The organism is Bradyrhizobium sp. LB14.3 (genome assembly GCF_040547985.1).
Lineage (GTDB): Bacteria > Pseudomonadota > Alphaproteobacteria > Rhizobiales > Xanthobacteraceae > Bradyrhizobium.
The window spans coordinates 57,130-75,950 of sequence record NZ_JBEPQT010000024.1 but is presented as its reverse complement, the minus strand read 5'-3'; the positions used below and the strand labels follow the sequence as shown (position 1 = coordinate 75,950).

General features: G+C 64.2%; 17 protein-coding genes and 1 pseudogene. 12 read left to right on the top strand and 6 right to left on the bottom strand.

Annotated features, from left to right (window positions below):
* Positions 1-21 precede the first annotated feature (21 nt).
* Positions 22-570, bottom strand: a complete 549-nt coding sequence (locus ABIB00_RS30795; protein WP_247348952.1) for a cupin domain-containing protein — start codon at positions 568-570, stop codon at positions 22-24.
* A 161-nt stretch (positions 571-731) separates the two neighbouring features.
* Between ABIB00_RS30795 and aptA the strand changes: the two genes are divergently transcribed.
* A complete protein-coding gene (aptA, locus tag ABIB00_RS30790) occupies positions 732-2,060 on the top strand; it encodes an omega-aminotransferase AptA (RefSeq protein WP_354106950.1) in 1,329 nt (442 codons plus the stop codon).
* A gap of 70 nt (positions 2,061-2,130) precedes the next feature.
* Positions 2,131-3,396, top strand: a complete 1,266-nt coding sequence (locus ABIB00_RS30785) for a D-amino acid dehydrogenase (protein ID WP_354106949.1) — start codon at positions 2,131-2,133, stop codon at positions 3,394-3,396.
* Between the two features lie 271 nt (positions 3,397-3,667).
* Here ABIB00_RS30785 and ABIB00_RS30780 read toward each other — a convergent pair whose 3' ends face one another.
* Positions 3,668-4,324, bottom strand: coding sequence for a helix-turn-helix domain-containing protein (locus ABIB00_RS30780; protein ID WP_354047529.1), 657 nt, complete (start codon positions 4,322-4,324; stop codon positions 3,668-3,670).
* 181 nt (positions 4,325-4,505) lie between these two features.
* On the opposite strand from ABIB00_RS30780, the gene ABIB00_RS30775 reads away from it, so the two are divergent.
* The 4 genes from ABIB00_RS30775 to ABIB00_RS30760 are packed head-to-tail and all read left to right on the top strand — an operon-like array spanning position 4,506 to position 7,985.
* A complete protein-coding gene (locus ABIB00_RS30775) occupies positions 4,506-5,264 on the top strand; it encodes an ABC transporter substrate-binding protein (protein ID WP_247348948.1) in 759 nt (252 codons plus the stop codon).
* 40 nt (positions 5,265-5,304) lie between these two features.
* Positions 5,305-5,958, top strand: a complete 654-nt coding sequence (locus ABIB00_RS30770) for an amino acid ABC transporter permease (RefSeq protein ID WP_247348947.1) — start codon at positions 5,305-5,307, stop codon at positions 5,956-5,958.
* Complete coding sequence (locus ABIB00_RS30765) at positions 5,955-6,686, top strand: amino acid ABC transporter ATP-binding protein (protein ID WP_247441149.1); 732 nt, start codon at positions 5,955-5,957, stop codon at positions 6,684-6,686. The genes ABIB00_RS30770 and ABIB00_RS30765 overlap by 4 nt, the downstream gene beginning before the upstream one ends.
* Positions 6,687-6,698: 12 nt before the next feature.
* Positions 6,699-7,985: an NAD(P)/FAD-dependent oxidoreductase gene (locus tag ABIB00_RS30760; RefSeq protein WP_354106948.1), complete on the top strand. Its 1,287-nt coding sequence runs from the start codon at positions 6,699-6,701 to the stop codon at positions 7,983-7,985.
* A gap of 2 nt (positions 7,986-7,987) precedes the next feature.
* Here ABIB00_RS30760 and ABIB00_RS30755 read toward each other — a convergent pair whose 3' ends face one another.
* From ABIB00_RS30755 to ABIB00_RS30745, 3 genes are all read right to left on the bottom strand, one after another.
* The gene (locus tag ABIB00_RS30755; protein ID WP_354106947.1) at positions 7,988-9,577 is read right to left on the bottom strand and encodes a gamma-glutamyltransferase; all 1,590 of its coding nucleotides are present in this window, start codon (positions 9,575-9,577) and stop codon (positions 7,988-7,990) included.
* 268 nt (positions 9,578-9,845) lie between these two features.
* Positions 9,846-10,022: a hypothetical protein gene (locus ABIB00_RS30750; RefSeq protein ID WP_354047521.1), complete on the bottom strand. Its 177-nt coding sequence runs from the start codon at positions 10,020-10,022 to the stop codon at positions 9,846-9,848.
* A 9-nt stretch (positions 10,023-10,031) separates the two neighbouring features.
* Positions 10,032-10,265 carry a DUF6894 family protein gene (locus tag ABIB00_RS30745; RefSeq protein WP_354106946.1) on the bottom strand — a complete coding sequence of 78 codons (234 nt, stop codon included), beginning with the start codon at positions 10,263-10,265 and terminating at the stop codon, positions 10,032-10,034.
* A 205-nt stretch (positions 10,266-10,470) separates the two neighbouring features.
* Here ABIB00_RS30745 and ABIB00_RS30740 point away from each other — a divergent pair.
* The 3 genes and pseudogenes from ABIB00_RS30740 (at position 10,471) to ABIB00_RS30730 (ending at position 14,592) form a co-directional block, all read left to right on the top strand.
* Positions 10,471-12,542: pseudogene (locus ABIB00_RS30740) on the top strand (PQQ-dependent sugar dehydrogenase).
* A complete protein-coding gene (locus tag ABIB00_RS30735) occupies positions 12,499-13,440 on the top strand; it encodes an SMP-30/gluconolactonase/LRE family protein (RefSeq protein WP_354106945.1) in 942 nt (313 codons plus the stop codon). The pseudogene ABIB00_RS30740 and the gene ABIB00_RS30735 overlap by 44 nt, the downstream one beginning before the upstream one ends.
* Positions 13,441-13,566: 126 nt before the next feature.
* Entirely contained in the window at positions 13,567-14,592 is a 1,026-nt protein-coding gene (locus ABIB00_RS30730; protein ID WP_247348938.1) for a histone deacetylase family protein, read from the top strand.
* A gap of 12 nt (positions 14,593-14,604) precedes the next feature.
* On the opposite strand, the gene ABIB00_RS30725 is transcribed toward ABIB00_RS30730, so the two are convergent.
* Entirely contained in the window at positions 14,605-15,444 is an 840-nt protein-coding gene (locus tag ABIB00_RS30725; protein WP_354106944.1) for a Crp/Fnr family transcriptional regulator, read from the bottom strand.
* 327 nt (positions 15,445-15,771) lie between these two features.
* Here ABIB00_RS30725 and ABIB00_RS30720 point away from each other — a divergent pair, with 327 nt between their 5' ends.
* Genes ABIB00_RS30720 through ABIB00_RS30710 form a run of 3 tightly spaced genes read left to right on the top strand, consistent with a single transcriptional unit; the run spans position 15,772 to position 18,821 of the window.
* The gene (locus ABIB00_RS30720; protein WP_354106943.1) at positions 15,772-17,169 is read left to right on the top strand and encodes an ABC transporter substrate-binding protein; all 1,398 of its coding nucleotides are present in this window, start codon (positions 15,772-15,774) and stop codon (positions 17,167-17,169) included.
* A 4-nt stretch (positions 17,170-17,173) separates the two neighbouring features.
* Positions 17,174-17,974: an ABC transporter permease gene (locus tag ABIB00_RS30715; protein WP_354106942.1), complete on the top strand. Its 801-nt coding sequence runs from the start codon at positions 17,174-17,176 to the stop codon at positions 17,972-17,974.
* A 13-nt stretch (positions 17,975-17,987) separates the two neighbouring features.
* Positions 17,988-18,821 (top strand): ABC transporter ATP-binding protein, encoded by an 834-nt coding sequence (locus tag ABIB00_RS30710; protein ID WP_354106941.1) that lies wholly within the window; start codon positions 17,988-17,990, stop codon positions 18,819-18,821.

Genomic DNA, 18,821 nt, shown 5'->3' with positions numbered 1-18,821 from the left:
GGCCTTCGGCCTGCCGCCGCCTCAAAACGTCGGCGGTGTGCAGGCCGAGATCACTTCGCACGGTTTGCCGCCGACGCAGCGAAAACGATGCGGACGACGGCTCTCGAAATAATAGGCATCGCCAGGATTGAGGATGCGCCGCTCGTCCTCGACGGTGACTTCGAGCTTTCCGGAGATCACGATGCCGCCTTCCTCGCCGTCATGGACGAGGTGGACGCGCCCGGTGTCGCCGCCAGGCTCGTAGCGCTCCTTCAGGATCTGCAGGCTGCGACCGAACAGATTGTCGCCGATCTGGCGGTAGGAGATCGGCTTCTTGCCGACCTCGGTCAGCTCTTCCGAGCGATAGAAGATCTTGCGCCGGCTCTCCGGCTCCAGCGCAAAGAATTCGGCGAGCCCCATCGGAATGCCGTCGAGGATGCGCTTGAGCGCCCCCACGGACGGGTTCATCTGGTTGGACTCGATCAGCGAGATCGTCGAATTGGTGACGCCCGCACGCTTGGCGAGCTCGCGCTGCGACAGCTTCTGCCGCGCCCGGATAAATCGCAGCCGTCCACCGATATCGACGCTCATGTCCTGGTCCTTGCTCTGGTCCCGTGTTGCAGGTGTTGCGGATCGCGCAAATATGGCCCGGCAGCCCCAGTCAAATCAATGGTTTACAGGTCATCAGAAAAGGACTTGTTGCGCTTTTAAAGCCGTGGCTCTGGTAGCAAGTCAGCAAAGGAGCGTGGCCCGTGACCCTTCATCAGATTCCGAACACCATCAAGACCGACTCGTTCTGGATGCCGTTCACGGCCAACCGGCAGTTCAAGAAGGCGCCGCGCCTGTTTTCCTCGGCCGAGGGCATGCACTACACCACCGTCGACGGCCGCAAGGTGATCGACGCTTCCGCCGGCCTCTGGTGCGTCAATGCCGGCCATGGCCGCAAGCAGATCTCCGCCGCGGTCGAGCGGCAGCTGATGACGCTGGACTTCGCGCCGTCGTTCCAGATGGGCCACCCGCTGGCGTTCGATTTCGCCGAACGCCTCGCCGAGATCGCGCCCAAGGGCCTCGACCGCATCTTCTTCACCAATTCCGGCTCCGAGTCGGTCGACACCGCGCTGAAGATCGCGCTCGCCTATCACCGGGCTAACGGTCAGGCGAGCCGCACCCGCCTGATCGGACGTGAGCGTGGCTATCACGGCGTCGGCTTCGGCGGCACCTCGGTCGGCGGCATGGTCGCCAACCGCCGCGCCTTCGCCACTCTGCTGCCGGGCGTGGACCACATCCGCCACACCCACGATCTCACCCGCAACGCTTTCGCCAAGGACCAGCCGGAGCACGGCGCCGAGCTCGCCGACGATCTCGAGCGTCTGGTGGCCTTGCACGGCGCCGAGACCATCGCCGCCGTCATCGTCGAGCCGGTGCCGGGCTCGACCGCGGTGCTGCCGCCGCCGAAGGGCTATCTCCAGCGCCTGCGCGAGATCTGCGACAAGCACGGGATCCTCCTGATCTTCGACGAGGTCATCACCGGGTTCGGCCGCCTCGGCACCCCGTTCGCAGCCAACTTCTTCGGCGTCACGCCTGATATGATGACGACGGCCAAGGGCATCACCAACGGCACCGTTCCCTGCGGCGCAGTGTTCGCAAGCCGCAAGGTGCATGACGGCCTGATGGTCGGCCCGGAGAACGCGATGGAGCTGTTCCACGGCTACACTTATTCGGCGCATCCGGTCGCCTGCGCCGCGGGTATCGCCACGCTCGACATCTACAAGGACGAAGGCCTCCTGACGCGCGGCGCGTCGATCGCCGAATACTGGCGCGATGCGCTGCATTCGCTGAAGGGCCTGCCCAACGTCGTCGACATCCGCAATTGCGGCCTGATGGGCGCGGTCGAGCTGTCGTCGCGTGACGGCACCGTCGGTGCGCGTGGTTACGACGTCATGGTCGACTGCTTCAATCGCGGGCTGTACTTCCGCATGAGCGGCGACTCCTTTGCGCTGTCGCCGCCGCTGATCGTCGAGAAGAGCCACATCGACGATATCGTCTCGATCCTTGGCGACGCCATCAAGCGGGTGGCCTGATAATTGCTCTCGCCGTTGCGGAGTGTCCTCTTGCAGCGGCGAGCGTAATGCCGCGGGAGTTTGACGAAGCGTGAAAGTTTTGATCCTCGGCAGCGGTGTCATCGGTGTCACCTCTGCCTACTACCTCGCGCGTGCCGGTCATGAGGTAACGGTCGTCGACCGTCAGCCAGAGCCGGCGCTCGAGACCTCCTTTGCCAACGCCGGCGAAGTGTCGCCCGGCTATTCGTCGCCCTGGGCCGGCCCCGGCGTGCCGGTGAAGGCAGTCAAATGGCTGCTGATGAAGCACGGCCCGCTGGTGATCCGGCCGAAGCTCGACCCCGTGATGTGGGTCTGGCTGCTCAAAATGCTGCGCAATTGCACCAGCGAGCGCTATGCGATCAACAAGAGCCGGATGATCCCGATCGCGGAGTACAGCCGCGATTGCCTGCGCGACCTGCGCCGCGACATCGGCATCCAGTATGACGAGCGCTCGCAGGGCACGCTGCAGCTGTTCCGCTACCAGGCCCAGCTCGACGGCACTGGCGAGGACATCGCCGTGCTCAAGCAATATGGCGTGCCTTACGAGGTGCTGAGCCGCGAGGGCTGCGTCGCGGTCGAGCCGGCTCTGGCGAGCGTGAAGCAAAAGTTCGCCGGTGGACTTCGCTTGCCGCAGGACGAGACCGGCGACTGCCACATGTTCGCGCAGGCGCTGGCCAAGCACGCCGAAGCGCTCGGCGTGCGCTTCATGTTCAACACCGGTATCGACCGCATCGTCACCGACGGCGCGCGCGTCAGCGGTGTCGCGACCAGCGCCGGAATGTTGCAGGCAGATAGCTATGTCCTCGCGCTCGGAAGCTGGTCGTCGCGTCTGGTCGCGCCGCTCGGCATCTCGCTGCCGGTCTATCCCGTGAAGGGCTATTCGATCACGGTGCCGATCAAGGACGCCTCCGGCGCACCGGAATCCACCGTGATGGACGAGAGCTACAAAGTGGCCATCACCCGTTTGGGAAATCGCATCCGCGTCGGTGGCACCGCCGAAATCTCCGGCTTCTCGAGCCAGCTCTATGATGCGCGGCGCGCCACGCTCGATCATTCGCTGACCGATCTGTTCCCGCGCGGCGGCGATCTCTCCAAGGCGACGTTCTGGAGCGGTCTGCGGCCGATGACACCGGACGGCCCGCCTGTGATCGGGGCAACGCAATACGCCAACCTCCATCTCAACACGGGCCACGGCACGCTCGGCTGGACCATGTCCTGCGGCTCCGGCCGCGTGCTCGCGGACATGCTGTCGGGCAAGAAGCCGGACGTCGATGTCAGTGCGCTGGCGGTGGACCGATACAAGTATCGGTTCGGCTAGAGCTCTTTCCTCTCGTCATTGCGAGGAGCGAAGCGACGAAGCAATCCAGAGTGTCTCCGCGGTGAGAGTCTGGATTTGCTTCGCTTCGCTCGCAATGACGGCTTGGAGGCTCCGCGTATTCCATCCATCACCGTCACCCTGAGGTGGCCGCTTCTTCAGCGGCCCTCGAAGGGCGACGGCCCGGCTCTATCGGGGCCGTGCATCCTTAGGCTCGCTTTGCTCGCACCTCAGGATGACGGGACTGAGATCGTGCTCGCGGAGCGAAAAGAAACTACCCCGCCCCCGTCACGCAATTCACCCACAGCACTACGGCCTTCGCATCTTCAGCCGGATTTGAAAACCGGTGTGGCCGGCGGCTGGCGAATCTAAAACTGTCGCCCGTCTTCAGCGACCACGTCTCGCTGTCCACCGTCAGCATCATCTCGCCTTCGAGCACGAGACCGGCTTCCTCGCCGTCATGGGCGTAGAGCTCATCACCAGTGGAGCCGCCGGGCTCCAGATGCACCAGGAACAGATTGAGCTGGTTGTCGGCACTGGCCGGACTCAGCAATTGCTTCGACACGCCGGTGCGCCAGAGTTTCAGTTCGGGCCGCTGAAGCCCGCGCGTCACGATTCGGTCGGATGCACCGTCGGCGTTCGGGCTCGCGCCGAACAGCGCGGCGATGCCGACGCCGAGCACGTCGGAAAGCGTCGCCAGCACGCGCAGCGACGGCGACGACAAGCCGCGCTCGATCTGGCTGAGGAAGCCGATCGACAGGTCCGTGCGCGAAGCGATCGTCTCGAGCGAGAATTGCCGGATGCGCCTGAGATCGCGAATACGACGCCCGACCGCGACGTCCATCGCCGGCTCGGCCGCTTTGGCGATAGCCTTGGTGTTGGCTTTGGCCTTCACCTTCTTTGCCGGCTTTGCGGCGGCCGGTCTGCGCATTCTTTTGCCACCGCTCACGTCAAACCGCTTCCTTCATGTGCATGAAAACCGCTTGCATCGCTCGTGAAAGTGTGACCAAATTTTCATATTGGTGAAAATAGGCCGAAACGGCTTGGCCCGCAACGTCTGAGATTATGACACGCGCGAGCGCCGCCATCGGCCGGACCCAAAGGGGAGTGCGATGAAGCGTTTTGGTCTGGCCGCGGTCGCGGCACTCGCGATTGCAGCAATGTTGCCGGCTTCGGCGCAGCAAGTGCTGAAGGTCGGCTCGACGCCGACTGGAATTCCTTTCACCTTCCTCGACACCAAGACCAATACCATCCAGGGCATCATGGTCGATCTCGTCACTGAAGTGGGCAAGGATGCCGGCTTCAACGTGCAGATCGAGCCGATGCAATTCTCGACGCTGATCCCGTCGCTGACTTCGAGCAAGATCGACATCATCGCCGCCGCGATGTTCATCACGGCGCCGCGCAAGGAAGTCGTCGACTTCTCCGACCCGATCTACGCCTATGGCGAAGGCCTCGTGGTGCCGAAGAGCGACACCAAGGCCTACGCCACGCAGGATGATCTGAAGGGCGAGACGGTCGGTGCCCAGGTCGGCACCGCCTTCGTCGACGCGCTGAAGAAGTCCGGCCTGTTCGCCGACGTCAAGGCCTACGACACCATCCCCGACATCCTGCGCGACGTGAACACCGGCCGCCTCAAGGCCGGCTACGCCGACTATCCGATCCTCGCCTACAATCTCAAGCAGGGCGGTTTCCCCGAGGTGCGTCTCGTCGACGGCTACAAGCCCGTCACTGTCGGTTCGGTCGGCATCGGCGTGCGCAAGGGCGAGACCGCATTGCTCGGCAAGATCAACGCCTCGCTCGCGAAGCTGAAGGCCAACGGCACCATCGACAAGATCCTCGATAAATGGGGCCTGAAGGCACAGGGCTGATCGACGCTGATCGACAGAGCCAATCGATGAAAGCTGATCGATGAAAGGCTTCTGGCACGACGCGGCTGAATTCTTCCCGATTCTGATGAGCGGCGTCGTGCTGACGATCGTCGTCACCATCGGCTCGCTACTGCTCTCGACGGTGCTTGGCCTCGTTTGGGCGATGATGCGGGTCTCCGGCATCCGCGTCCTGTCGATGCTCAGCGCCAGCCTGATCAATGTGATCCGCGGCATTCCGATCATCGTGCTGTTGTTCTACCTCTACTTCGTGATGCCGGATCTCGGCGTCACGCTCAGCGCGTTGCAGGCCGCGATCCTCGGGCTCGGCATCGCCTACTCGGCCTATCAGGCGGAAAATTTTCGCGCCGGCATCGAGGCGATCGACAAGGGGCAGATCGAGGCGGCGCAGTCGATCGGCATGGGCTGGTGGCTCACCATGCGCCGCGTGGTGCTGCCGCAGGCGGTGCGCATCGTGCTGCCGCCTTACGGCAACGTCATGATCATGATGCTGAAGGATTCGTCGCAGGCCTCGACCATCACGGTCGCCGAGCTCGCCCTTCAGGGCAAGCTGATCGCGTCCTCGACCTTCAAGAACACCAACGTGTTCACGCTTGTCGCCCTGATGTATCTCACCATGAGCATTCCGCTGATCCTGCTGGTCCGTCACTTCGAGAAACGGGCCGGCAAGAAATGATCGAGCTTACCGACGTCCACAAGAGTTTTGGCGAGAACGAGGTGCTCAAGGGCATCACGGCGTCGGTGCAGAAGGGCGAGGTGGTCTGCATCGTCGGTCCGTCCGGCTCCGGCAAGTCCACCATCTTGCGCTGTATCAACGGGCTCGAAAGCTACGACCGCGGCGAGATCAGCGTCGAGGGATTGAAGGTCGACCGCGACGCGCCGTCGATCGTGAAAATCCGCACCCAGGTCTCGATGGTGTTCCAGCGCTTCAATTTGTTTCCGCACCGGACGGTGTTGGAGAACGTCATCGAAGGTCCGCTCTATGTGAAGAAGGAGCCGCGTGCGCAGGCACTCGAGCGCGGCCGTGCCCTGCTGGTGCAAGTGGGGCTCGCCGAGAAGGCCGACGCACATCCGCCGCAACTCTCCGGCGGCCAGCAGCAGCGCGTCGCGATTGCGCGCGCGCTGGCGATGCAGCCCAAGGCCATCCTGTTCGACGAGCCGACCTCGGCGCTCGATCCTGAATTGGTCGGCGACGTTCTCGGCGTGATGCGCAAGCTCGCCGACGACGGCATGACCATGGTCGTCGTCACCCACGAGATGGGCTTTGCCCGCGACGTCGCGGACCGCGTGCTGTTCATCGACGGCGGCGTCATCGTCGAGCAGGGGCCGGCCAAGGCGCTGCTCAATCAACCCCAGCATCCGCGCACGCAGGACTTTTTGCGCCGCGTGCTGCATCCGCTCTGACCGGTCTTCGCCATGAATGCGCGCCTGCCTCTGCCGCCCTCGCTCTATGCCGACACTGCCGTCGCGCCGGTTGCCACGCCGCCGCTCGACGTCGACAAGACGGTCTCGGTCGCCATCATTGGCGGTGGCTACACCGGTCTGTCCACCGCGTTGCATCTGGCGGAGCAGGGTGTCGAGGCACTGGTGCTGGAGGCGCAGGAGCCGGGCTGGGGCGCCTCCGGCAATAACGGTGGCCACACCAATCCCGGTCTGAAGCACGACCCCGATCAGATCGAGGCCGATTTCGGCGTTGAGCTTGGCCGCCGCATGATCGATTTCTCCTACGGCGCGACGAATTTCACCCACGATTTGATCCGCCGTTACCAGATCCCGTGCGAGGCGCGGCAGAACGGCACGCTGCGCGCGGCCTATAACGAGGCCAGCGCCGCTGCGATCGAGACAACCGCGCAGCAGTGCATCAGCCGGGGCATGCCGGTGTCGTACCTGAATCGCGAGCAGTTGCGCGAGATGACCGGTACCGATCGCTACATTGGCGCCATGCTGGACACCCGCGGCGGCGATCTGCATCCGCTCAGCTATGCCCGCGGGCTTGCGCGCGCCGCGATCTCGGCTGGCGCGAAGGTCCATGGTGAGACACCGGCGCTGTCGCTGCGCCGTGAGGGCAGCCGCTGGCGTATCGAAACGCCGCGTGCGGTGGTGCATGCCGACAAGGTGCTGCTCGCGACCAACGGTTTCACCGACGATCTCTGGCCGGCGCTCCGCCGCACCATCGTGCCGGTGTTTTCCTCGATCGCCGCCACCGCTCCGCTTTCGGATGGGGTCGCGCGTTCGATCATGCCGACGCGTCCCGTCCTCTACGAGAGCGGCCACATCACCGTCTATTACCGCATCGATCAGCAGAATCGGCTGTTGATGGGCGGCCGTGGCCCGATGCGCTGGATCAACTCGCCCTCAGACGTCGCCTATCTCATGCGATATGCCGCGCGGCTATGGCCGCAGCTCAAGGGCGTGGCCTGGACCCACGGCTGGAACAGCCGGCTCGCCATCACCGGGGATCATTATCCGCATGTGCACGAGCCGGCGGACAACATCCTGATCTCGCTCGGCTGCAATGGTCGCGGCGTCGCGCTCTCGACCGCGATGGGCGCGCAGCTCGCGCGCCGCCTGATCGGCGGCGCCAAGGCCGCGATTGACATGCCCGTCACCGGCATCAAGCCGATCCCGATGCACGCGTTCTGGCCTGTGGGCGTGACGACCGCGGTAATCGCGGGCCGGGTGCGCGACCGGCTGGGGATCTAAGCTCAGCCCTCCGCCACTGCATCGGCCCAGGGCTGGAAAATCTCGACCGCGCCAAAATTCGTGTCGCGATCGCGCATCACCACGCTCGGGCAGGCGAATTTTTGCGGCAAGCACTGCACCCGCGCTTCTTCATAGTCGAAGCGCGCCGCGAGTGTCTCGCGTATGTCCGCCGGCAGCCTGATATCGCCGATCACGATCGCGCCTTCGCTGGCGTCGATGCGCGGCTGATGGATGGCGGTATCGAGGTCCATGCCAAAATCCATCGCAAAGGACACGAGCTGCATCACCGAGGGCAGAATGCGGCGACCGCCGGAAGCGCCGACCGCGAGCCGCTTGCCGTCTTTGGTCTCGGCGATGACGGGCGTGTAGTTGGTGAGGCAGCGCTTGCCTGATACGAGCGAGTTGGTGGTGCCGGGCGTCGGGTCGAACCACATGATGCCGTTGTTCATGGCGATGCCACTGTGCGGCGTCACGTATTTCGAGCCGAAGGATGACAGCAGCGTCTGCGTCACCGCCGCCATGTTGCCGTGGCGGTCGACCACGGAGAAATGGGTGGTGCAGGCGGGCGCCAGATATTCCGCGCCGAGCGAGCGCTTGCCGTCGGCATCGCCCATGTCCTTGAGGCGCTCGCGATAGGCCGATTGCAGGGCCACGGCATATTCGGCATAGGCGGCCGCATCCGGCGCGCTCGCCGGCTCCAAATTCTGTTGCAACAGGCGCAGCGCATGCGCCATCGTCGGTCCGGCCGTGAGCTCGGGCGTCGCAAAGACCTTGCCGCCGCGATAAGGAACCGCCAGCGGCTCGCGCAGATGGGCCCGGAACGCGGCGAGGTCCTCTACCGACAGCGAGCCACCGTCGGTATTGATGTCGGAAGCGATGCTTTTGGCGAGGTCGCCCTGGTAGAAGTCGCGCGGACCGGCGGCTGCGAGATGCGATAACGTCGCCTTCAGCGTGTCCAGCGGCAGTCGCGTCTCGGACTTGATGCCCCACGGCGCGCTCGGTGGCAGGCCGTCCTTCAGAAATGTTGCTGCGCTCGCGGGATAGCGTCGAAGGTCCGCCGCCGATGCCGTGATCATCAGCGTGGTCCACCAATCGACCAGTAGGCCTTCGCCGGCGAGGGCCGCTGCCGGCGCGACCAGATCTTTCCACGGCAGCGTGGCGTGGCGGCGATGCGCCTCCTCCATGCCGGCGACGACGCCGGGCACGGCAATCGCGCCGGGACCATGGATGTTGCGGTCGTCCTTCACCCGCTGCCAAGGGAACAGATCGGAGGCCGCGCCTTCGCCGCTGAGCGAATAGTCGGCGGCGCGCAGGCTTTGCGGCGCGCACATGCCGTAGTCGATCACCTCATAGCGATTTTCCGCGGCGCGGTAGAGCACCATCGCGCCGCCGCCGCCCATGCCGCTGTTCCAGGGCTCCAGCACGTTGAGCGCGAAGGTGGTCGCGACGATCGCGTCCACGCAATCTCCGCCCGCGGCCAGCACTTGTGCCCCCACTTCGGCCGCCCGCCGGGATTGCGAGGCGACGATGCCGCCTTTGGATGTGACGGCGGGCTTGCGGACGGTTTGGGCGCGGCTGAACTGGTGGGGCATGATGATGTCTGTGTGTCTTGGCTTGAATTGTCTGGGCTTCGTTGCGCTGAGCTCCGCAACTTGGCGGAGTGCGTGGACAATGACACATCACCCCCAACGAGAACATCGAAAGGGAGGCGCGACATGGCTGGTGTGAAGCAGGCGGGGGAGACGCCAAGACGCGAATGGCCGGGGCATAGGCGAGCGGAAGCGACGCCGTCCTTCGGACGGCTATGCCCGGGCATGACCAATTGAGAGACCGGTCAGTGGGGAGCAGAAGCCGCAGCGCTCAGCGGGCGCGATCCAGCCGGCTGGCCTGATACTTGGCGTGCCATTTCGGGCCGGGCCCGCGCATGTAGTGAAGCTCGGGGCGGTAGGGATTGCCCGCGACCCGGATCAACGTCTGCCATTTGGCGGCGACGAAGTTCAGGGGCTGGCGGAGCAGGCTCAATGACGGGAGCAACATGGCATCACCTCAGTGCGGCTTGCCGAGCATGGCAGCGAAGGGGAGGTCGAAGATCTCCTCGCCGTCGTCGCCGCTGATATGGATCACCCAGTCACGCCAGTCCTCAGTGCCGGGCGTCAGGATCATCGAGCGCATGATCTGAGCGGCACGGTCGCGGGCCTCGTTCAGATTGGCGACGGGGGTGCCGTACCGATCGACCAGCGTGCCTTCGGCATTGGAACAATGGAAATACATCTGAACCATACACGCCTCCTCGGAAAGCGATTGGGACGGCAAAGCAATACCACCCGAAGCATTCGCGAAACATTCGGGCCGAGCCCGGTAAGGGAATCTACGGAGATTGGTCGGGACGAAGACCCCTGCGGGTTTGATCACAAGGGGGTGTTGATCAACTGGACGGCGTTGCCGCGGCATGGAACAACTTTGAACGGAAAGTCCGGGAGGCGCCGTGAACGACCTCACATTCTGGCGTCAACGCCGAAGCCTGCGCGCATGCGCGGGCGCCTTGGTGGTCCTCCTGACCCTCGCCTCGGTAGGCTCATCAGAACCGGTCCGCAAGAGCGGCTATGCGATCGGTCCGGAGACCTGCGGCAGCGCCGATCTCGCCTTTCCAAAAATCCAGATCGACATGAAAGCGGGATTTTGCGCCGGTCTCGTCGCCAGCGAGGAGGATCGGCTGAAATTCCCGCGCTCGATCATCCAGGTGCCCGGCCGTGACCTGTTCGTGGTCGCCGACATGGCCGGCTGGGGCCACACCGATGGCCGGCTGCTGCTGCTCGACCCGCATGCCCCCCAAGGCCAGCGGTTCAGGAAATTGCTGACCGGTGTTGAGTATCCGTTCGGCCTCGTGATCGGCCCGGACAAGAAGCTCTATGCCTCGACCGCCGAGACGATCTTCCGGTTCGATCCGCTCGCCGACAATCCGCGCGACACGGTCGAGACCGTCATCCGTCACATGCCGGGCCGCCGGATCACATTGCCCGACGGCACCAGGCTCGACGAGAGCGCGCATCCGCTCAAGCAGTTTGTGTTCGACAGGAACGGCCGGTTGTTCGTCAATGTCGGCTCGCACAGCGACGACTGCATCACGCTGGCGCCGATCACAAAGCCTTGCGCAGCGGCCGAGGGTGCTTCCGCGATGGCATCGATCTGGCTGTTCACGCCGCCCCCGGGCGGCGTCTTCCCGGCGTTGAAGCCTGGCGATACCGACCCGCCGCACAGCGTCTATGCGCGTGGCCTGCGCAACTCGATGGCGCTGGCACTGCACCCGAACTTTCCCGATGCCGGCTATGCCTTCCTGCAAGCCGAGAACGGCCGCGACCTGCCTGACGTCTTCAAGCCGAACGAGGAGATCAACGCGATCGAGCAGGGCCGGCACTATGGCTGGCCCTATTGCTACGATTTGTCGACGCCGAGCCCCGAGTTCAGGATCGTATTGCAGTCGGGGGTCTACAGATCGCTGTGCACCGCCAACGCTCTCTACAAGGCGCCGTTCTCGCTGCTGCCGCCGCACGGCGCGCCGCTCGCGATGCTCTATTATCACGGCGCGAAATTTCCGGAGCTCGAGGGCAAGCTGCTGGTCGGCCTGCATGGCTATCGTCCGACCGGCAGCCGTGTCCTCGTCTACGACGTTGACGACCACGGCTTCCCGAAGCCCGCCCCGGCGCCGGTGCGTTACCACGTCAGCTGTGCGGCCGATCCGACCCACAGCTTTCAGACCGACGCCGGCGACGTCGCCGCCGCGCCGTTCGAGGAACTGATCGCCGGCTGGCACCGCGTCAATGGCGCGCGGCCGCAGGGCGCTCCGGTCGGCATGACGGTCGCGGAAGACGGCGCAATCTGGCTGGTCGAGGACAAGAACCAGACCGTGATCCGGATCGACCGTGCCGCGGGTGATGCGACGCCGCCGCTGCCCTGCCACATGCGCAGCCAGGCGCTGATCGATCAACTCGCGAACTTCGTTGCCGGGGACGCGCAGAACGGTGTCCGCCTCACGACGTTGCGTAAGGGCCTCGTCGAGAAGCACTGCGTTGGCTGTCACTCGGATTTCGGGCTGAAGCCCGGCCAATCGGACGCACAGAAGGACGCGACGGTGCTTCGCTTCATGCTGTCGCAGGACGGCTGGATCTATCCTGGTGATCCCGATTCCGGCAAGCTGCGCACGCGGCTTCGTGGGTTAGGCGCGGAGAAGCTGATGCCCCCGGGCGGGGAAAAATTGCCGAAGACCGAGCCCGGCTATGCGGGCCTGCGCGACACGGCGGATCTGCTGGTGGCGAAAATGGTTCCGGGCACCCGGATGCGGATCAAGTCCGGCCCGCCGCAGCGCAAGTTCTTTGGGAAAACGAACAAGGAATGCGGCGAAATACCGGCCGCCAAGGTCGTCGTCGTGACACAAAGGAACGTTGTAGACAAACCGGCTTCAGCCGCTTCTTTCGGCCGGCCGATCCCTATCTGAATGGCGAGTGCAGCGACGACGATGGCTATTACATCCGGCAGGAATTTCTGGTGCCTGTGCAGTAGCGTTCTTCTCGTCCTTGCGACGGCACCGGCCCGAGCGGAAACAAAGCTGTTCGAAAGCGTGCAGGTGACGCCACCGGGCGAATACACCTTCGGCATCGAAGGGCCGGCCGCCGACCTCGACGGCAATCTCTTCGTCGTCAATTTTGGCAAGCCCGGCACCATCGGCAAGCTGCCCGCGGGCAGGGCGACGTCGGAGCCGTTCACGGTGCTGCCCGAGGGCAGTGTCGGCAACGCCATCCGCTTCGCGCGCGACGGCACCATGTTCATCGCCGACTACAAGAAGCACAACATCTTCGCGATCCCGAAGGGATCAACCAACCCCGCGATCTGGTTTCATTCCGACGAGATGAACCAGCCCAACGACATCACGATCGCCCGCGACGGCACGATCTATGCGAGCGATCCGAACTGGAAGGGCAGGGAAGGTCACATCTGGCGTATTGCGAAAGCTGCCGACGGAACAGTGCAGGGACAGGTCATGTCGGCGCCGCGCGCGATGGGCACCACCAACGGCATCGATCTCAGCCCTGATGGCAAGACGCTCTATGTCGGCGAATCCAGCAACGGCCAAATCTGGTCCTACACCATCAGCGGCAACGAGCTGACAGGCGCAAAACTCGTCAAGGCGTTTCAGCCCGACACCGTCGATGGTTTGCGCACCGACATGGCCGGCCGCCTCTATGTCGCGCGTATTCTCAAGGGCACGATCACGTTGATGAAGGCCAACGGCGCGGTCGAGCGGGAGATCGCGTTGAGGGCCAAGGAGCCGACCAACCTCGCCTTCGGCGGCAGCGACGGGAAGACCGTCTTCGTCACCCAGCGTCAGGGCGGCTTCGTCGAGTCCTTCCGCACCGACCAGCAGGGCCGCGAGCACTGTCTTCAGCGCGGGCGCTGCTGAGCATCAGAGGCGATCTGCTTCCGGCGCAGGGCGGTGCGACGGGGGCGGCATTCTTCTTGCTTGCGTCTGGCCGCCGCAGGGATTTAGACCACTGTGGCACCATCAAAGCGACCACGGAGTGTCTGAGTGAAAGCCGTCCATACCGAACTGCATCGCAGCCACGATCCGCAATTCTTCCTGGTTCGCGGTGTCGTCAAGCGCACCACCGAGCAGCCTGAACGTGCCGACCGCCTGCTCAAGGGGCTGAAGGACGGCAAGCATCAGCTGGTCGAACCGACCACATTCGGGCAGGGGCCCCGCGCGCGCATTCACAGCCCGGAATATCTGTCGTTCCTGAGCGAAGCCTGGGAGGCCTGGACCGCGCTTGGCGATTCCGGTCCGGAGATGATCGGCAACATCCATCCGGTGCGCCATGCCGCGACTTATCCCACTCACATCATAGGCCGGCTCGGCTGGCACACCGCCGACACCGCGGCGCCAATCGGGGCGGGCACATGGGCTGCGGCCTGCGCAGCCACCGACGTCGCGGTCACCGCGGCACAGATGGTGCTGGACGGCGAGGATGCGACCTATGCTCTCTGCCGTCCGCCCGGCCATCACGCCTATCGCGACATGGCCGGCGGCTTCTGCTTCCTCAACAACAGCGCGATCGCGGCGGCGCATCTGCGGCAGAGGCACGAGCGTGTCGTGATCCTCGACGTCGACGTCCATCACGGCAACGGCACGCAAGGCATCTTCTACGCGCGGCCCGATGTCTACACGGTCTCGATCCATGCCGATCCCGTCGCGTATTATCCTTACGTGTGGGGCTACGCCCATGAGCGCGGTGAAGGTCCCGGCCTCGGTACCAACCTCAATATCCCCCTGGCGATCGGCACCGGCGACGACGGTTACATCCAGGCCATGGACGTCGCGCGCAAGGCGATCGAATCCTTTGCGCCCGGCGCCCTCGTCATCGCGCTTGGCCTCGATGCCTCCGAGCACGATCCGCTGAAGGGATTGGCCGTCACCACGCCCGGCTTCCGCCGCATCGGCCAGGCCATCGCGAAGATGGGCCTGCCGACCGTGTTCGTGCAGGAGGGCGGCTATCTCTCGGATATTCTGGGCGCCAATCTGACTTCGGTATTGGCGGGATTCGAAGAGGCGCGGTGAGGGGGCAGCCCTCTAATCCCTGAACAAAATCTGCTCCAGCAGATCGATCCGCTTGATCCGGATGCTGCTGCCGTCGATGGCGATGATGCGGCGGTTCTGGAAGCGCTTCAGCATCATCGTGACCCATTGCCGGGTCGAGCCGACCATGGCCGCGATCTGGTCATGGGTGATCTTGCGGTTGATGACGATGCTGTCGCCATCGGCAACGCCATGAAGCTCCGACAAAGTGAGCAGGAACTGCGCCAGCCGTTCGATCACCGAGCGCGTGCCGAGGATCTGCGCCATCGAGGAGTAGCACTTGCCCTTGGCAATCAGGCCGTCGATCAGCGCCAGCGCGAAGCTCGGCATGGCGGTCAACAACTTCTCGAGCGCAGGGCCGGAGAGTGCCGTGATCTCACAGGCCTCGATCGCAATGCCGGACCACATGTGAATGCCGCCGCCAGAAATCTCCGGACCGCCGATGAAATGTCCAGGCGTCCAGTAGGCGAGTGTGATTTCGCGCCCCGAGGGCGCTGTATAGTAGACCCGCACCTGACCGCCGCGGATGATGAAGATGCCGTCGTGGCCGTCGCCCTGGCTGAATACCATCCCGCCCTGGGGCACCGTGATCGTGCGGCCGGCCGCGTGAACGCGCGATTGCTCGAGCGGCGACAAACGGCCGAGGAAATGCGCACCAGCATTCAATCCGTCGATTGTCTCGCTCATGAACAGCGCCGAGCTCGCCGTCTTCGCACGTGTGCCGCGGACGGCATGCGTCTTCTCGCGGTCGGTCCAGTCGAACTGAACGCCTGGGTGAGGCTGGTCGGTGAAAGCGGCAGGCTCGATCGCGGCAGCTTCCTTGAGTATGGTCATCGCAATCCGTTTAGGTCTCAGAGGTCTTGCGAACAGGTAAGAGCGGCGGTGGTGCGATGTCCATCTCTTTGCGATCGTTCCAAATCACTTAGCAAAGCTTGATACGCGCGACGATCGACCGCGAAACGTTTCCTCTGCCGATGGCTTTGTCTTGAGAAAATCCTTTGCGCCGCTGCATGACGAAATCACGACGTGAGCGGTCTGCGACAGCGATGCAAGTAATTGCTTCAACCCTGGCGCCACGCCTTCGATAGTCCCAGCTCGCGTCGCCGCCGGCATGGGCCGGCCTCCGAGGACAGTTTGATGATCGATTTGAGCTCTGTGAGAATGAGTGCAGCCGTCATGGCCATCACCGTCGCCATGTTGGGTCCGTCGCAGGCCGAGACGATCCGGGTGGCGGTCGGCACGCAGGATACGACCATCAACTGCGCGACCGGCGGGCTGCTCATTCGCGAGCTGAAGCTGCTGGAGAAATTCCTACCCCGTGACGGCAAGTACAAGGATGTGGCCTACGACATCCAGTGGAAGAACTTTACCAGCGGCGCGCCGCTCACCAACGAGATGGTCGCAGGCAAGCTTGATTTCGGCGCGATGGCGGATTTTCCAGGATCGCTGAACGGCGTTGCGTTCCAGAAGGCGGGGCGCCGCAGCCTCTTCATCAGCGTGCTGTCCGGCAGCACCAAGGGCAGCGGCAACGGAATCGTGGTGCCGTTAAATTCGCCGGTGCAGTCGCTCGACGAGCTCAAAGGCAAGACCATCTCCGTACCCTTTGCCTCGACCTCGCACGGCATGTTGCTCCGCGCCATCGAGGCCAAGGGCTGGAATCCCGAGACCGATGTCAACATCATCACGCAGGCGCCCGAAGTTGCAGGGCCGGCCTTGCAGACCGGCAAGATCGAGGCGCATGCCGATTTCGTCCCGTTCGCCGAACTGTTTCCGTGGCGCGGTTTTGCGCGCAAGATTTTTGACGGCGCGCAGGCAAACGCGCCGACGTTCCACGGCGGACTGGTCGACGCCGACTATGCCGAAAAATACCCGGAGATCGTCGTCGCCTATTTACGCGCTGCGCTCGAGGCGGATCGCCTGATCGCGGAGGAACCAGAAAAGTACAGTGAGCTGATCGCGAAGGTGACCGGCATTGACGCCGAGGTCGACTATCTCTTCCACGGCCCGCTCGGTCTTCAGACCCGCGACGTGACCTGGAAGCCGGAATACCGCCAGGCAGTCGCAACCTCGATCAAGACGCTGAAGCTGCTCAAGCGGGCGGATAGCGATCTCGATATCGACCAGTTCGTCACGGACAAGTTCATCCGCGTGGCGGCCGCTCAAGCGGGGCGGGATTACGACTCCGAGCTGACGAACTATGCGCAGCTTCCGCTTCGGGCCAAGGACGCGGCGACGGGCGCCGAGATCGGCGACGTCACCCGCGTTGCGCAGATCTGGGTCAGGGACGAGGCTCATGTGCGCCATTACGCGTCGCCCGAGAACGCGCTCAAGGCGCTCGCCGGCCTTGAGAAGGACGGCAAGATCATCCGCGTCGTCTACGCTCAGGATCGTGAGAGCGGCATCAAACTGTTCGCAAACCAGGCCTGGTTCGTGCGATCGTCCAGCGGCGAGCTGAGCGCGTTCCTGCTCAAGGACGCGGCCGAACGCTGGTCGAAGCAGCATGGCGGCGCGGTGCTCGACTTCACGGCGGCGCGTGAGTCGCTCATTGCGAGCCGGTAAAGCGATGGCCATCGTAATCCAGGCGCGGCCCGCTGGCATCCGATGGGTGATCCGCGGCCTGTCGATCCTTGCCTGCATTGCCCTGTGGCAGGTCGCCTCGACGACGCACCTCAATCTGGGGATCGTCACCTTCCGCAACGTGCCGCCGCCGGTCGAGGTCGTTCGATCCGCCGTCGCCTTGTTTCGGTCGCCAAAACTGACAGCGCATATCACCAGTAGTCTCTGGCGCGTGTTAGCGGGCTACGGTGCGGCGGTGGTGATCGGCGTCATCCTGGGTTTTGCGATTGGCCGGTCGCGCGCCGCGAGCGACCTGTTGCTGCCGCCGCTCGAATTGCTGCGGCCGATACCGGCGGTGGCGTGGATACCGCTGTCGATCCTGATGTTCCCGTCGTCCGAACTGTCGATGATCTACATTACCTTCATCGGTGCCCTGTTTCCGATCGTGCTGAACACGGTCCATGGTGTTGCGAATGTCGACCGCCGGCTGGTCGCCTCCGCCCGCAGCCTCGGTGCAGGCGGTTTCGCGATTCTCACGCAAGTGGTGCTGCCGGACGCCGCGCCGAGCATCGTCACCGGGCTTGCGATCGGTATGGGGACGTCGTGGTTCTGTCTCGTCACCGCGGAGATGATCTCCGGTCAGTTCGGGATCGGCTATTATACCTGGGAGGCTTACACGCTGCAGAATTATGCCGACATCATCGTCGGCATGCTGATCATTGGCCTGCTCGGCATGGGCTCCAGCTGGCTGCTGACGACCGCCGGGCGGCTTCTGATGCCCTGGCGCAGCTCAAGAGTTAGACGATGAAAGGCGCGGCGCGATGAATATTCGGGTCGCGGATGTCGACGCGAAGAGCGTCGGTCGCATCGACATTGCTGATGTCTCGATCTCGCTCGGCGAAGGCAGCGATGCGTTCGAGGCGGTGAGTGGTCTCGACTTTGCCATCGCGCCGGGCGAGCTCGTCTGCATCCTCGGTCCCTCCGGCTGCGGCAAGTCCACGCTGCTCGGCGCACTGGCCGGACATCTGCCGATTACGGCCGGCCGACTCGAGATCGATGGACAGAAGGTCCAGGGACCGAGTCCGGACCGTGGCATGGTGTTTCAACAGCACACGCTGTTTCCCTGGAAGCGGGTGCGCGACAATGTCGCCTTCGGCCCGAAGATGCGGGGCCTGGCGAGAAGAGAGCGCGACCGCGCCGCCGACACCATCCTGAAGCTGGTCGGCCTTTCCGGCTTCGAGGCGTTCTATCCGGCGCAACTGTCGGGCGGCATGCAGCAGCGCGTCGAAATCGCGCGGGTCCTGATCAACCAGCCGCGGGTGCTGCTGATGGACGAACCTTTCAGTGCGCTGGACGCGCAGACGCGCGCCATGATGCAGGAGGTCCTGCTCGACATCTGGGGCAAGATCCCGACCACCACGGTCTTCGTCACCCATGATATCGACGAGGCATTGTTCCTCGCCGATCGCATCGTTGTGATGAGTGCGAGGCCCGGCCGGGTGATTGAGGATGTCGTGCTGCCTTTCGGGCGGCCACGCAGCCACGATCTTGTGACCGAGCCCGAGTTCGTGCGCCTGAAGCGGCATGTCATGCAGCTTCTACGGCGGCCGGAAGGCAGCGAGCCGTTGGCACGGCTCAGTCCGCTCGGCGTCTGA

Coding starts and splice junctions, on each gene's coding strand:
- ABIB00_RS30720 (WP_354106943.1), top strand. CDS start 15,772: ATGAGTGCAGCCGTCATGGCCATCACCGTCGCCATGTTGGGTCCGTCG.
- ABIB00_RS30765 (WP_247441149.1), top strand. CDS start 5,955: ATGATCGAGCTTACCGACGTCCACAAGAGTTTTGGCGAGAACGAGGTG.
- ABIB00_RS30755 (WP_354106947.1), bottom strand. CDS start 9,577: ATGCCCCACCAGTTCAGCCGCGCCCAAACCGTCCGCAAGCCCGCCGTC.
- ABIB00_RS30725 (WP_354106944.1), bottom strand. CDS start 15,444: ATGACCATACTCAAGGAAGCTGCCGCGATCGAGCCTGCCGCTTTCACC.
- ABIB00_RS30715 (WP_354106942.1), top strand. CDS start 17,174: ATGGCCATCGTAATCCAGGCGCGGCCCGCTGGCATCCGATGGGTGATC.
- ABIB00_RS30750 (WP_354047521.1), bottom strand. CDS start 10,022: ATGTTGCTCCCGTCATTGAGCCTGCTCCGCCAGCCCCTGAACTTCGTC.
- ABIB00_RS30710 (WP_354106941.1), top strand. CDS start 17,988: ATGAATATTCGGGTCGCGGATGTCGACGCGAAGAGCGTCGGTCGCATC.
- ABIB00_RS30760 (WP_354106948.1), top strand. CDS start 6,699: ATGAATGCGCGCCTGCCTCTGCCGCCCTCGCTCTATGCCGACACTGCC.
- ABIB00_RS30745 (WP_354106946.1), bottom strand. CDS start 10,265: ATGGTTCAGATGTATTTCCATTGTTCCAATGCCGAAGGCACGCTGGTC.
- ABIB00_RS30780 (WP_354047529.1), bottom strand. CDS start 4,324: ATGCGCAGACCGGCCGCCGCAAAGCCGGCAAAGAAGGTGAAGGCCAAA.
- ABIB00_RS30775 (WP_247348948.1), top strand. CDS start 4,506: ATGAAGCGTTTTGGTCTGGCCGCGGTCGCGGCACTCGCGATTGCAGCA.
- ABIB00_RS30735 (WP_354106945.1), top strand. CDS start 12,499: ATGGCTATTACATCCGGCAGGAATTTCTGGTGCCTGTGCAGTAGCGTT.
- ABIB00_RS30795 (WP_247348952.1), bottom strand. CDS start 570: ATGAGCGTCGATATCGGTGGACGGCTGCGATTTATCCGGGCGCGGCAG.
- ABIB00_RS30770 (WP_247348947.1), top strand. CDS start 5,305: ATGAAAGGCTTCTGGCACGACGCGGCTGAATTCTTCCCGATTCTGATG.